Source organism: Acetitomaculum ruminis DSM 5522 (genome assembly GCF_900112085.1).
Lineage (GTDB): Bacteria > Bacillota > Clostridia > Lachnospirales > Lachnospiraceae > Acetitomaculum > Acetitomaculum ruminis.
This window is the reverse complement of the sequence record NZ_FOJY01000003.1, coordinates 157,484-172,521: the sequence shown is the minus strand read 5'-3', so window position 1 is coordinate 172,521 and position 15,038 is coordinate 157,484. Positions and strand designations below refer to the sequence as shown.

Here is a 15,038-nt window from a genome sequence, read left to right as displayed (position 1 = left end):
TACTTCCTCATGAACGCAGTGGCACAAAGTGCCACTGCGTTCAAATAGCTAAAATCCCTAATTTTGCAGGACAAAAAAGCGGATTAAAAGCATCCGCTTATAAAAAAGAAATAAATTTTAAATCAGACCGATTTTTTCGGCCATTTCTCTAATAGACTTACTGGATACCAACTTTCCGTGATAATCAATAAGATCTTCCGTGCGTCCTGTAAAAATATCTCCTGGAGCAAATTTTTGAAGAACAATCTTATCACCGTCAACATAGATGGAAACAGAGTCTTTTTCGTTAAGACTTAACTTGCTTCTTAATTCCTTGGGTATTGTAACCCTGCCAAGTTCATCCAGCTTTCTGACAATTCCGATATCTTTCATATTTTTTTCCTGCCTGTGAATAGTTTTTTTAATTATAGCATTATGCACAATAAAAAACAATGTAAACAAATGGGGAAAATAGTAGTTTTGGTAGAAAAGTTTCTTACAAAGTGATGAATATTTAGGTAAAATGCCCTTTTATAATAAAAAAAGTTGCAAATTATACTCTTTTTATAAGTATAAAAAATAAAAAAAGCATTTATTTTTAATCCATATTTTTTAAAATATAACTGAAAAAAGTTACTTAAAACGATAGATAAAATGTTTACTTTTTGTTGACTTACAAAGAAAAAGGGACTACTATTAGTATAGGTAATTAGGATAGGTTCATTGTACAGAAAGGAGAAAAAGTGAAAAAACTAAGGAATGATGTTAAAAGGATAGTGGCAATGGTGCTCTGTCTTATTATGTTGGCAGAATATTTTCCAATAATGGAGGGTAGCATTGTTCACGCAGAAGCATGGGACGGTAAAACAATTGTCTCAAGTATGACAAATCTTAAATTTTATAATGATGAGGTACCGGGAGAACGCTTTTATATCAATGCGGCCATCAGGTACATGTTTGAAAAAAATCCTGAAGCCGGAACGGGAAGTATCGATGGTGAATGGAGAACCATGGATATTTTAAGGGCTTTATACACCGCAGATGATTTTATTAATTATATTCCGGAAAAGTATTTTGAGGATTATAAAGAAGCTGTTAAAGAATTTGTTACCTCTAAAGACGGTTTTCTGGATAAAAACAAGTCTACCGAATACTCAAGACTTATAGTTGCTTTGGCATCCCTGGGACAGGATTTTACGGATGTATATGGCTATGATTTTATAGATATGTTATCCCAATCATTTACATATTCCTGTAGACAGGGTATAAACGGACCGATTTGGGAGCTTATTGCGCTTTATGCCAGTGGAAACGAATTAAAAGAGCCATCAGTTTCAGTTGATAAGTCGAAATTTTCGGCAAGTAAGCCGGATTATTCAAATAATGAAGGTCGTATGTTGGGATATATTCTTGCAAGAACCAAGAACAAAGGCGGTTGGTCCTTAGCAACGGGAAATGAGACAGAACCGGATGTTGATATTACGGCAATGTGTATTACAGCTTTGGCACCTTATTATAAAGATAAAAATAAATTTGAAGCAATTAAGAAAAAATATGGAGTTTATTGGGAAACATCAAAGACAGGAAGAACGGATTATACTTATGAAAATCTTTGCTATGAAGTTGAAAGAGGTATATTATCTCTTAAAAATAAGGAAAGAGCCACAGGAAGCTTTTCAGCTTTTGGCTCATCCAATGGAAATTCAGAATCAACTGCATGGACTATAGTCGCTCTAACAGCTCTTGGACTTAATCCTAAAGCAAAAGAAATAAAACTTACAAGACTTAATAAAACCATTTCCTTTGTGACAAATGGTGCTGAAGAGGACGGAGTCTTTACCAATAACCCTGTAGATGCACTTATTTCTTTCTGGGCTTACGGAAGCGGTTCTTCAGAAGCAGTAGGAGGATTTAAGCATGTTTGCTCTGGTGATGACGGAGGAAGTGGCTCCGGATATACAGCAAATACCATGGCTACAGAGCAGTCAACCTATGCTCTTATTGCTTATGACAGACTTATTAATAAAGAAAATTCTTTGTTTGATATGTCCGATATGACCTCGGGAAGTGTTAAAGATTATGTTACACAGGATTATTCCATCACCTTTGATGCCAATGGAGTAATGGATGCCACAAAGGCAGCGGGACTTGGAAACAGTTATGCGGCTTTTGCGGAGGTTACTATTCCAAAGGGGGATTGTATTGTTGATAAAAGTGTCTTTGCAGGTTGGAATACCAAAGCGGACGGTAGTGGAAAAACCTACTATCCGGGGGATGTATTATCAATGCCTGAAAAGGATATCACTCTTTATGCAATCAAGGCAGATACTACAGAGTACAAGATAACATTTGTTACTGATGGAGGAGAATTTGCAAAAGACCTTGAGCTTCCTACAGTATACACACCTGCTTCAGATGAGATAATTCTTCCTACGGCAGATGTTATTTCAAAAGCAGGATGCAGCTTTGGCGGATGGTATCTTGAAGGAGACACCAGAAAGAATATTGTAACAAGCATACCGTCAGGCAGCTACGGTGACAGAACCTATGTTGCAAAGTGGAATATTGACTGGACTGAACTTAACCAGTTCTATTTGCTCATAAACCCTAAGAAAGTTGCAGCTCAGACAACAGATGAGGAAATGTTGGTTTACAGAGAGGATATAGAACAGGCAAGAGTGATTTATGACAGCCTGGCTGATATTCAAAAAGAACAGATTGTAAAAATTATCAAAAACAAATTTATAAATCTTGAGAAGAAATTAAAAGAAGTTTTGAAAAATGCTACACCTGTTAAGATTGTAACAGCCCTGATAAACAATATTGGAGATGTTACCTTAAGCAGACAAAAAGCTATAGAAAAAGCAAGGACGGCATATGATGCTCTTAGTGAAGCAGAACAAAAAGAAGTTGAAAATTATTCAACTCTGGTTTTGGCAGAGGAAAAATATAATACTCTTAAAGTAAACCAGGAAGCTGTTGATGAAGTTAAAAATCTGATTGATGGAATCAGAAAAATTGAAAATACACCGGAGTATCAAGAAAAGATAAAAGCAGCCAGAGAAGCTTACACAAACTTAACTCAGGAGCAGCAGGCATTACTTGATGATGATTACTTAAAGATTCTTACTGATGCAGAAGAAAAAATGGTAAAACTTATTGAAAGTGATGCAAGGGTAAGTGAAACTGTAGAGGCTATAAAGAATATTCCGGCAGTTTCAGCAATTACAGTAACAGAAGAAAATGTTGAAAAAATAAACAAGGCCATAAGTCTTTACTATGTATTAAGCGATGATGAAAAAGCAAAAGCTGATGCTCAAATCGGAAAAGAGACTACAGCTGCTAAAAAGAAGATAGATAATGCTCTGGCAAAACTTAATGACCTGGCAAAAAAAGATATGCCTGCAGAAGATTATGATAAAGTTTCAGAGTTTGAAATGGCTATTGTAGGAATCGGAGAAATAACTCTTGAGTCAGAAGAAAAACTTAATGAGCTGGAAAAAACCTATAATGGCTTTACTCTTTTACAAAAGGCTTCTCTTTCAAATTACTACTATTTAGTAATGAAAAAAGCAGAACTTGCCACATTAAAAACTGATATTGAGGTAGCTGCTAATGTAACAAATCTTATTTCTCAAATAGGAGAAGTAACAGTTTCTGATGAAGTTCATGAGAGAATAACCACAGCCAGAAAGGCTTATAACCGTCTGAATGCAAATCAAAGAAAAATGGTTACAAACCTTTCAGTATTGGCATTGGCAGAGACGAATTATGCTAATTTGAAATTCAACAGCGACAAGGCTGATGATGTAAGGGTATTTATAGAGGCAATAAGAGAAGTTGACCTTGACAGCTACGATGCCATTACCCTGGCAGAAAGTAAGTATGAAGCTTTAACTGATGAACAAAAAGCCTTTATTACAGATGAAGAAAGACAGATTATTATTGATGCAAGAAAGACCTATGAAGCTCTTTATGCACTGGTAATAAAAGAGGTTAAGTTATCACAATCTGTTATGGAATTAAGCGTAGGAGGAAGTAAGAAGCTTGTACTTTCAACTGAACCTGAAGAAACCTCCAGTGAATACACCATCAGCTGGAAATCTACAAACAGTGCTGCAGTTACAGTTGAGGCGGGAGAAAACAATGAAGCTATTGTAACAGCTAAAGCCCTAGGAGGTTCAGTAATTGTAGCCAGCGTAGAATTTATGGTTGGAAGCCAGAAAAGATGTATGGAGGTTGAGTGTTCTGTAAATGTAACTTCACATATGACAGGCATCAGCATAAGCAAGACCTCCCTTACCATGGTTCCGGGAACATTAGACCAGTTACAGATAGGATATCTTCCGGAGGATACAACTGATGATAAAACAGTTACCTGGACTTCATCAAATAAAAAGGTAGTTGTGGTTCAAAACGGTCTTGTAAAAGCTCTTAAGGCAGGAAGTGCAACTATTACCGCAAAGGTAGGCAAATTTAAAAAGACCTGTAAGGTTACGGTTAAGCCATATTCAATAACCTATTATATGGGAGGAGGAAAGAACAATTCCAAAAATCCGGATAGTTATGACTCTAACACTACCGTAAAACTTAAGAGTCCTAGTCTGGCAAATTATACTTTTGCAGGATGGTATACGGATTCTAAATTAAAACATAAAATTACAGTTATTAAAAAGGGTAGCAAAAAGAATTATGTTCTTTATGCAAAATGGATTAAGGTTAAAAAACCATCCAAACCTGTTATAAAAGAGGCGAAAAAAGCCAAAAAACAGGTAATAGCTGTCAATTTAAAAAATAAAGTAACAAATGCAAAGGCTTATGAGATAGAAGTATCGGCTAATAAGAACTTTAAAAAGATTATTAAAAAAATAGACACAAAGACCATAAAAACAAAAATTTCAAAGATTAAAGAAAAACAGGTATATGTAAGGGTTAGAGCCTATACAAAAGATTCTACCGGTAAAAAAATCTACTCAGCTTACAGCCTTGTAAAGAAAATAAAACTAAAATAAAAACAAAAGCTCTTTTGGCAGGGAGGCTTCTTTGCCAAAAGAGCCCTTAAACACAAAGAATATACATTTGGGGATGATATTAATGTATTGGAAGAATTTAATAAAAAAACATAAAAAGCTTTGGTCTGCCTTATTGTCTTTTGTGGCGTGTGTCTTGTGCGTGACGATTCTTGCCGGAGCAGTATTAAACTCCAGTATTGCTGTGCCTGATAATCCAATAGCAAGTATCGATGATTCTCATCTAGTCAAGCTTTCAGGAAAGACAGAGGTCATGACGGAAAATAATGAAGATTCCGTAAATTCTGACGACGAAAAGGAAGATGACAAGAAGGATGACCAGGATAAAGGGGCAGACGACAGCAAAGATAGTGAACAAACCACAGCAGCAGGAAATGGAAAAAGCAACAATAAGACTGCAGGGGAAGGAAAAGATGATAACGAATATTTTACGACAAGTATAGAAGATAAAACTATTGTTTATGAGGATGAATATGAGTTTACGGTTACACAGTTAAGGGAAGATGTGAAACTAAACAGTGTAATGGTAGTCTTAAATGGTGGAAAGAAAAGCGCATTTACGGGAAAAGTTACCTTGAAAAAAGGTGAAAATACCATACAGGTGATATGTAACTATACCGGAAGTGACCCAAAACCCTTTAATGTAAAAAGTAAGGTTTATACAGTAAACTATGAAAAACCGGAACATTATTTTAAAACGGATATAAACGATGGAGGCAATATATATAATCCTAAATTTGACTTCACAATAACACAGTTATATCCAAAAGTATTTAAGCTTAAAAAAATTACTGTAACCACTAATGATGGCGAAGGCAAAAAGTGGGAAGCTAAAGATAGGTCTAGTGGAAGTGTTGATTTAAAAAAAGGGGATAATACTATAAAGGTAGTCTGCGAATATGAAGATAAGCACGGGAAAACCTTTGAAGATTCTCAAGAGTATCATCAAGAATATGATGATACTAATAGTGGTGGTGATGACCCTGAAAATAATGGTATAAAAATATGGGGATTAGATAGTGGAGATTCTTATAAAAAGGATTTTGAATTTACAATACATGCCACAAAAGATAAAAAACCCATTAAAGCAAAAGCTTATGTAGTGGAAGGTAAATCAAAAAAGTTATTAGAAGGAAGCGGAAATAAGGTTGATGGGTATACTTATAAGATAAAGTTGGGCAATGCTAACGATACTACGAATATACTATTAATAGCCGGAGGGGAAACTAAAAACTGTGAGATAACATATAAACTACGACAAATCAACTGGAACACTGAAAATACAGAAGATAAAACTGTAACCGAATCAACGTATTCTTTTAAAGCAAGTGCTAACTGGAATGATCAAGCAGTGTCTTCCTTTACAGTGACTTTAAAAAAAGCAGATGGAAGCACTGTTGAGCTGGATAAAAATCAAAAAACCAGTAGCTATGTAGCTGAACTTGCTATGGGAGAGAATACAATAACCTGCACAGCTACTTTGGAAAAAAACGATGACTATGATTCAGTTACGGAAACTAAGGAGTTTAAAATTACTCGTGTGGAAGGCAATAACGATGTGCCAGAAGAAGGGGCGCCGACACTTAACTGTAACTTAAGTGATAGGCCAGTAGAAAATGGTGCAATTCAGGCCCAGCAGGAGAATCTGTCATTTATCGTTACTGCTAAGGATAGTAAGGAAGAATGGATAACAAATGCTGTTACCATACAGTCATCCTGCAATTATCAAAGAAAGTGGTTAAATGTAGATCAGGCGAGTTATGATTTGTACCTAAATGAAGGATATAATACAGTTACTATAACAGTAACGGATTCTTTAAATAGGTCAAGTTCTCTTTCATATAGCATAAACTACACCCCTTCAGATGCGGAAAAACCTCTTGGAAAAGCCACCATAAAAGCTGAGGCTACAACTATAGGCTTGGGATTAATTTTTTCCGAGAATGTAGAATATTATAAAGAGGATACGGTAGCTTCCAAGGTACATGAATTATTGCAGGAAAACGGCTATTCACCGATTGCCAATAATGCCGGTGGAGCGAATTATTATTTAAAGGGAATAAGCGGTACAAACGGGGCACCTCTTGGAACTCCGAATATTCCTAAAGATTTGGAAGCGAAAATGCTTGAATTAAATGAGTCGGACCCATCTATTTATCATCCGGATCCAAGTCCTGTATATTCACTTTCTGAATTTGATTTTTCTTCTGGTTCAGGATGGATGTATGAGATAAGTTATGATGGTGGAAAATCCTACTTTTACCCAAATTATTCCATGGGTGCGGCAGAACTTCAAAACGGATGCATAGTAAGGTTGAGATTTACCTTGTATTACGGATGTGATATTGGAGGAGCAGCAAGCCCTGCTAACGGAGGCAATCAAAAAGGCGGACTGACAAACTGGGAAAAGGAATGGTAAAAGCAGATGCAAATAATAAATAAAAAAATGAAGAGATTTATGGCACTTGTTTTATTTCTTGCAGTACTTTCTTCAAATATTTCTTCCTTAAGTGTTTATGGGGCAGAAAATGAGAAAAATCACAAGGAATATAGCAGTGAAGATGTTTTATCCGCTGCTAAAAAAGCTTTGGAGTACGAAAAAACAAGTATTGGTGATAAAAATAAATTAATTGATGATGATATTGTTATGTCTGTGACAGATTCCTTAACTGACTGGCTGTGTTTTGGAGCAGGAAGGTTTGGATATGAAACAGATAATTATGAAAAATACATTGATACCTTAAAGACCTATGTAAGTGGAAAATATAAAAAAGATGGAACTTTATCCGATAGCGAGGCTACTGCCTGGCATACAATTTCCCTTACAGCCTTGTCTTTAGGGTCAGATCCTACATCCTTTGGAGTAGATGAAAAGGGTGATGCTATTAATTTAATAGCTGACGGAGTATATAACAGGTCTAAGACAGTTTCCCTGGGAAACCAGGGAACCAATGCCTATAGCTGGGGACTTATTACTTTAGATTCCATGTGCTTTAAAGTGCCTGAGGATGCTTCCGATACCAGAGAAAGTATTATAACAAGTATCCTTTCAAGACAGGTTTTAAGTGATGGAGGCTTTGGGCTTTCTTCCATCAATGATTCATCAGATATTGATATTACTGCCATGGTTTGTCAGGCATTGGCACCTTATTATAATAGCGAAGAAGAATACAGCTATAAAAATTATAACGATCAAAAAGAATATAAAAAAAGCGTACGACAGGTTGTAGATGAGGCTTTGGAGTTTCTTTCAAAAAAACAGTTTGAAGACGGAGGATACGGATATGGTGACAGTGAGTCCTCAGAAAGTGCCGCTCAGGTTATAGTGGCTCTCACAAGCCTTGGTATTGATTTAAACAGTGATGAAAGATTCATTAAAAATGAATGTACGGTTTTAGATGCATTAATGAAATACCAACAAAAAGACGGTGGATTTGCCCATGCAAACAAGGAAGAAGACCAGTCTGGAAGTGGGGGAGAATCCAACTATCTTGCTACGGGACAGGCGGTTTATGCCTTAAACAGCTATTATCGTTTTTGTAATGGTTACAGAAGACTTTACGATTTCAGACAGGAAGAAAGCGAAGATTTAAAGGAAAAGATAAAAGAAGAAATAAGTCTTATAGATGGATTAGAGGATGATTCCTCAAAAGAAGATATTAAAAATGCTTTTGATAAGTATAAGGAAATAGAAGAATCAGAGCGTTCCTATGTGAATAATTATAAAAAGTTGGCAGATTTAATGGAAAAAAATGGAGTGAAAAATGACTCTGAATATTTATCCAAAGCTTATGAAATAAACCATAAGGCAGAGGGATATATTCCTGATTCTTATATTAAAGGCACGAATACACAATTTATAATAATTATTCTTGGAATTTTAATACTTCTTGCTATAGCAGCTTTCGTGGCAGTAAGAATAAGAAGTAAAAGAATTAGCGATTTAAACGCAGTGTAAGCAATCCCCAGCTTCAAAAGCGTAAGCTTTAAGCGGGGGTATAAGCTTACTAGTGTCAGAAGGGGTTAAAGCCCCTTCTGACAGGTGGCACAAAGTGCCACTGCGTTCATGAGGAAGTAGCGAAGCGGATTTAAGAATGTCCGCTTTACTAAAGAAGCTTAAAAAACAGGGTGATTTAAGATTTATTACATTGGTTTTACTAAGAAAGGATAGAAAGAAAAATGCAAAAGACGGATGAACTTATTAATGAGATAAAAAAAGTAGTCATTGGTAAAGAGCAGGTTATAAAAAAAGTTATTATGGCAATGCTTGCCGGAGGACATGTGTTATTAGAGGATATACCGGGAGTGGGAAAGACAACTATGGCTCTTTCTATAAGCCGTTGTCTAGGATTGGATTATAAGAGAATTCAGTTTACACCGGATGTAATACCTTCTGATGTGGTTGGTTTTACGGTATTAGATAGAAAAAGTGGTGAGTTTGTTTATAAACCGGGAGTTGTAATGACTAACTTGTTGTTGGCAGACGAGATTAACCGTACCTCTTCAAAAACTCAGGCGGCTCTTTTGGAGGTAATGGAGGAAGGCCATGTAACTGTAGACGGTCATACTTATGAAGTACCAAAACCATTTACAGTTATTTCCACCCAAAACCCATTTGGTTCTGCCGGAACACAAATGCTTCCACAGTCCCAGATGGACAGATTTATGGTAAGACTGGAAATGGGATATCCGGATTTTGAAAGCCAGATAAGCATTTTAAGGGACAGACAGACTGAAAAACCTCTGGAACTGGTAAAACAGGTTGTTGATAAAAATGAGCTGGAGGTAATGCAAAATGAAGTAAGATTCGTTACCGTAAAGGACGGAATCCTGGAATATATCACAAAATTAGTAGAAAACACCAGGGTGAATGAATATGTAAAACTGGGAGTAAGCCCAAGAGGTGCCTATGCTTTAAATAATATGGCAAAAGCCTGTGCTTATGTGGAAGGAAGAGATTATGTGACACCAGAGGATGTAATGGAGGTATTTCCTTATGTTACCAGTCACAGAGTTATTCTTCATCCAAAGGCCAAGGTGGCGGAATTAAGTGCAATTGAAATTATGAGTGATATTGTTAAAAATACAGAAGTTCCGGCAATTGTGTAAAAGGTGAAGCTATGTTAAAAAACAGGATAAGTTACGGTATCTATCTTGTGGTACTGATATTGATATATATATTTTCAGACTATTCATTGGCATTTTATCTTTTGTTGGTGTCGGTGTTAGTTGGAATTTTGGGTATAGTACAAGCATATCTTGTAAGAAAAAGCCTTAGCGCAGCCTTTGAATTTAAAGGAAATGTAAAGAAAAATACAAAAAGCAAGGGAAAAATTACTTTTAAAAATTCTTCCATACTTCCTGTATGCAAGGCTTGGATTAAGTTAGATTTTAAGAATGCCCTTACTTCTCAAAAAAGCAGCAAGGTTTTAATGGTCAGTATTAATTCTAAATCAAATACAGAAGTGGTACTGGATTTTAGCAGTATTTATTGCGGAAACATTGAATTATCCATAGATTATATAAAGACATTGGATATTTTGGGGCTTGTGGCATTTAAAAATACCTGTCAGATGAAAAAAAGAGTCAGTGTTATTCCAAACCTGGTGGAGGGAAGAGCTGATTTATTTGACAGAGGAACCTATGATGTTGAAAGTGTTGATTATTCCCCTTATCAAAAGGGTGATGACCCAGGAGAAGTTTTTGATATAAGAGAGTATGCTGAGGGTGATCCCATTAAAAATATTCATTGGAAGCTTACCGGTAAATATGATGAACTGTTTGTAAAAGAACTTAGTTTCCCGGTAGAAAACTCTTTGCTTTTGTTTTATGAAACCTCACTTTTAAATGGTCATAAAATAAAGGCGGAAGTTTTGGATAATATGATGGAGACACTGGTTGCCACTTCCTTGCAGCTAAGTGAAGAAGGAGTTGTCCATTTTATCGGATGGTATGACCAGGAAAGTTTTTCCTACAGACAGGAAAGAGTAGCTGACTCAGACTCTTTGGCAGAGTCATTAAACGCTCTTTTAAGCATATCACAACGAGATAATGATGAAAGTGGACTTGCATATTATCTTGAAAACTTTGGGGAGCATCCTTTTGCTAATGTACTTTACGTTACATCAGATCAAGAAGGAGATGTGGATTTTGGTGATGAAGAATTATGTAATATATCACCTATAATATGTAAAGGGGCATAACTGTGAAAAGTAAAAATATAACAAATAGCGATTCAATCGCTATCAATATAGATGATGAAATATTAAACAAAGATTATTTTGGGAATTTAATAATTGGAAGTTTGCTAATAGCAGGTTTTTTTATCAGTTTTTTTAATGTATTTGAAACAGGCCTAAACAACTTGGAAAATGCAACAATAATTGTTCTTTCAATACTTGTTTTTGGGATTACAACTTACGAAAATCGACTTTTTAAGTATGTTTCCTACGGGATTTTTGGAGTGTTTATCCTGCTTTTGGCGGGCTTGTTATTAAAAATGGATTTTATATATCAGGGATTTTTAATGACTTTAAATGATGTGTCAGATAAAATCGATGTAACTTTTTTAAAGAATCTAAACAGGTTAAAAGTTACGGCTTCTGATGTGTATTTAATGATTTTTATGGTGCTTTTTTCCATTGTTTGCGGATTTGCAGTCAGGGCAATGCTTAAAAAAGGACGCATTTTAATCCTGCTAATTGTAAATGTTTTTTTTGCCGGTCTTTTTTTGGACACAAGAATCATAGTGCCAAAGGATAGTGCTTTGACAGATTTTAACGGTAGCATCGCAACCTTTATTGGAATTACATTAATGGTATCGGCAGTTTTAATGTCAATCATTAAGCACAATATGGAAAAAGAAAACACAGGAAGTACAAATAAGGTGCTTTTTACTGTGGCAGCTACAGTATTTGGTATAAGTTTTCTGGGATTTCTGGCTTTTTATTACCTTTTTGGAAGTCAGGCAGATTTAGACAGTCCTGTAGCTAATCTCAAAGAGAGTATTTTGAATTATATTGATGATGCAAGATATGGAGGCGGTGTAACCGATTCCATGCCACAAGGAAATTTTATTGGACTTTCAAAGTTGGAACTATCTGAGGATATGGCTCTTAAGGTGACAATGAGCCAACCGGAATCCCTTTATCTTAAAGGATTTACGGGAAGTGTTTATACAGGAACCGGCTGGAAGGATCTTGACAGTAGTGTTTATTTTAAAAATCAGGATTTGTTTTACTGGCTTGCTAAAGATGGTTTTAGTTCAAAAACCCAGTTGGGAAGTCTTAATTCAAAATTGTTGCCTTTTATTGCTAAAGATGAGGAAATTTCTGATGATACAAAATCTGTTTTAAATGCGGCAGCATCAGAGCCTATATCAGTGGAGGTAGAAAATGTAAATGCCTATTCAGGATGCCTTTATCTGCCTTACGAATTAAACAGCGAAGTTTCAGACATAAGCGGAGCAAATAATTTTTCGGATGCACTTACATTGTCAAAGGGCATTACAGGCTGTAAAAAATACAGCTTTGCAACTTCAAAATATCTTATAAGCTCTTATCCATTTATTGCAGGGTCATATTATAAGGCATCAGAAAAAAAAGAGCTTAAGAAATATAAAAAAGACGAGGAAAACTACAATAAATTCGTATATGAAAATTATCTGGATGTTCCTAAAGAGGCAGATAAAGCTATAGAAAAAGTCTTAGGGGTTAAAAAGATAGATACTTCCAAGGGAAAACATTATCTTTACGAGGATGCAAGCGCCCTTATAACGGATTTCTTAAATAATTACATAACCTATAGCAGAAGAATTAATACCTATAAAGGTTCTACTGACTTTTTAGAAGATTTTCTTTTAAGCTCAGCCAAGGGATATTCTGTGCATTATGCGACAGCAGCTGCTTTAATGTACAGACATCTGGGAATACCATCCAGATATGTGGAGGGATATTTGATTACACCGGGTATGGAAAGAGATGCCACCCCGGGAGTAGCCTTTAAGGTTAAAGGTGCTTCAGCTCATGCCTGGGTTGAAATATATCAGGATGGAATAGGTTGGATTCCTATGGAATTTACTCCGCCTTATGTAAATATAATGGAGAGACCTTCAGCTACCATGACTTCAGGAAAAGGTGGAAAGGGTGAAGGTGCAGGCGAGGCCGAGGAAGAAGAAGTTACCCAGGAAGAAGAAGAAAAGGATCCGGAGAAAGAAAAACAGGAAAAACAAGAGCTGGCAGTTAAATGGACAGCTATAATCGGTGGAAGTGTTTTAGGTCTTTTGATTCTTTCTTATGTTGTTTTCTTCTGTCTTAAGAGAAGAGAGCTTAAAAAACGCCTTAATAGTTTTAAGGATGTAAATGTAAGTGTTGCCATTGGGCATATTTATGCATATATATTGGATTTGCTTAAGTACAATAAGATTATAGTTAAGGGAGGTAGTCATTTACTTATAAAAGACCAGCTTGAAGATACAACAGATTTTGATGAGGTATTTAAAATCGTAAATGAAGCTGTTTACTCTAATCACTCCCTGGAGGAAAACGCCAGAGAAAAACTGTTAGGATATCTGGATAAAACAAGAAAATATACTTTGAAAAAACAAAACATCTTTAAGAAATTTAAAATGAGGTTTGTAGACTTCATAATTTAGAATATTACCTGCAAAGGTAATTAATAAAAAGATGCAAAGATTTCGTAAAATGCCGGAGTATAAGAGATTATACATGGGGTAACCGGCATTTTGCGAAAAATAAAAAAAGGAGGTAAAAAATACGCATCGAAAAATCCCCATGTTGGAGTGACGATTGATATTGCAGGCGGTAGATACAGTAATCTGTATAAATATTTACCGTATAGCAGGGAGGTAAAGATGTTAAGGAAAAAGAATTTAAAAAAATTTGTTGCATTTTTGTTTATGGTAATCTTAATGGCTTCACAGATATTGTATACACATTCAATGGATGTGTTTGCAGATTCTGGCGATACGATTACAACAAATATTACGAGTGGTTTTATCCAAAAAGCCTATAGAAAGACCGTTGATGTTTGGGCAAGAAATGCAGCAGGAGAAAAAATTGAATCAAATGCATTTTTAGATGGAAATGAAGTAGATTATAACTGGAACGACTACGTAAAAACCAGCTACACATTTGATTTTTCTGATTGTGAAGATGGATTACATACTATCACAATTACCGCAGGAAGTGCTGTTGTTAATTATGAATTTACTTTACAAAAAGCAGCGGATGGGGAATTTATCGGTTATGCTACATTTTCATTAGAAGCATTTACTATTTGTAACGGATATTTGGTAAAACCAAAACTGGTTCCGATTTATCAAGGGGAAAATTCAGCCCAGGTTCTTCTTAGATACCTTGAAGAAGAAGGATTTGGTTATGGTTACACGGGGCAGGTTACAAATGGTTTTTATTTAGCTGAAATATTTGGAACAGAGTATTCAAGAGCTTCAAGATTAAATCCGGCTCCAAGAAGAAAAATTGGCTTAAACGATGTAAGGCTTGAAGAAAATGTGGAGAATGGATATGGTGACTATATTAACTTCGATGAAACAGACTGCGAAGATGGACGACTGGGAGAATTCGATTTTTGCTCAGGAAGTGGATGGATGTATTCTGTAAACAATAATTTTCCGAATGTAGGATTTGCAGATTATTATTTATCTCCTGATGATGTGGTTAGAATTCAGTTTACAGTTTGTATCGGTGTTGAACTTGGAGAGGTAGGATATAGTCCGGAAGAACCGGCTTATACAACGGCAGATAAAGGAGAGCTTACTGCATTAATGGCAAGTGTAAATTCATCAGAACAGCGAGAAGCACTTATAGAAAATGATGACGTGTTGGAGGCAATGAACAAAGCAGAAGCTGATTGTCAGAATCTTGCTTGTTCCCAGGAGGTTATTAATGCAGATGTAGCATCACTAAGAGATGCTTTAAATAGTATTAATTAATGGCACAACAAATAAGGAACACTTTGTAAGCATTCCCCCGCTTTAAAAGTGCAGTT

The 15,038-nt window shown here is 35.7% G+C and carries 8 protein-coding genes; 7 read left to right on the top strand and 1 reads right to left on the bottom strand.

The window, feature by feature from the left end:
• Window positions 1-117: 117 nt before the first annotated feature.
• Complete coding sequence (locus tag BM153_RS02970) at window positions 118-372, bottom strand: AbrB/MazE/SpoVT family DNA-binding domain-containing protein (protein ID WP_092870606.1); 255 nt, start codon at window positions 370-372, stop codon at window positions 118-120.
• Window positions 373-722: 350 nt separating this feature from the next.
• On the opposite strand from BM153_RS02970, the gene BM153_RS02965 reads away from it, so the two are divergent.
• From BM153_RS02965 to BM153_RS02935, 7 genes are all read left to right on the top strand, one after another.
• Entirely contained in the window at window positions 723-4,991 is a 4,269-nt protein-coding gene (locus BM153_RS02965) for an InlB B-repeat-containing protein (protein ID WP_092870604.1), read from the top strand.
• Window positions 4,992-5,073: 82 nt separating this feature from the next.
• Complete coding sequence (locus BM153_RS02960) at window positions 5,074-7,428, top strand: hypothetical protein (RefSeq protein WP_143088259.1); 2,355 nt, start codon at window positions 5,074-5,076, stop codon at window positions 7,426-7,428.
• A 39-nt stretch (window positions 7,429-7,467) separates the two neighbouring features.
• Entirely contained in the window at window positions 7,468-8,967 is a 1,500-nt protein-coding gene (locus BM153_RS02955; protein WP_143088258.1) for a prenyltransferase/squalene oxidase repeat-containing protein, read from the top strand.
• A 221-nt stretch (window positions 8,968-9,188) separates the two neighbouring features.
• On the top strand, window positions 9,189-10,118 hold the full coding sequence (locus BM153_RS02950; RefSeq protein WP_092870598.1) for an AAA family ATPase: 930 nt from the start codon (window positions 9,189-9,191) through the stop codon (window positions 10,116-10,118).
• Between the two features lie 11 nt (window positions 10,119-10,129).
• The gene (locus tag BM153_RS02945) at window positions 10,130-11,212 is read left to right on the top strand and encodes a DUF58 domain-containing protein (RefSeq protein WP_092870596.1); all 1,083 of its coding nucleotides are present in this window, start codon (window positions 10,130-10,132) and stop codon (window positions 11,210-11,212) included.
• Window positions 11,213-11,214: 2 nt separating this feature from the next.
• Entirely contained in the window at window positions 11,215-13,662 is a 2,448-nt protein-coding gene (locus BM153_RS02940; RefSeq protein WP_092870594.1) for a transglutaminase-like domain-containing protein, read from the top strand.
• 219 nt (window positions 13,663-13,881) lie between these two features.
• The gene (locus BM153_RS02935; RefSeq protein ID WP_092870592.1) at window positions 13,882-14,982 is read left to right on the top strand and encodes a DUF4430 domain-containing protein; all 1,101 of its coding nucleotides are present in this window, start codon (window positions 13,882-13,884) and stop codon (window positions 14,980-14,982) included.
• The last annotated feature ends 56 nt before the right edge of the window (window positions 14,983-15,038 follow it).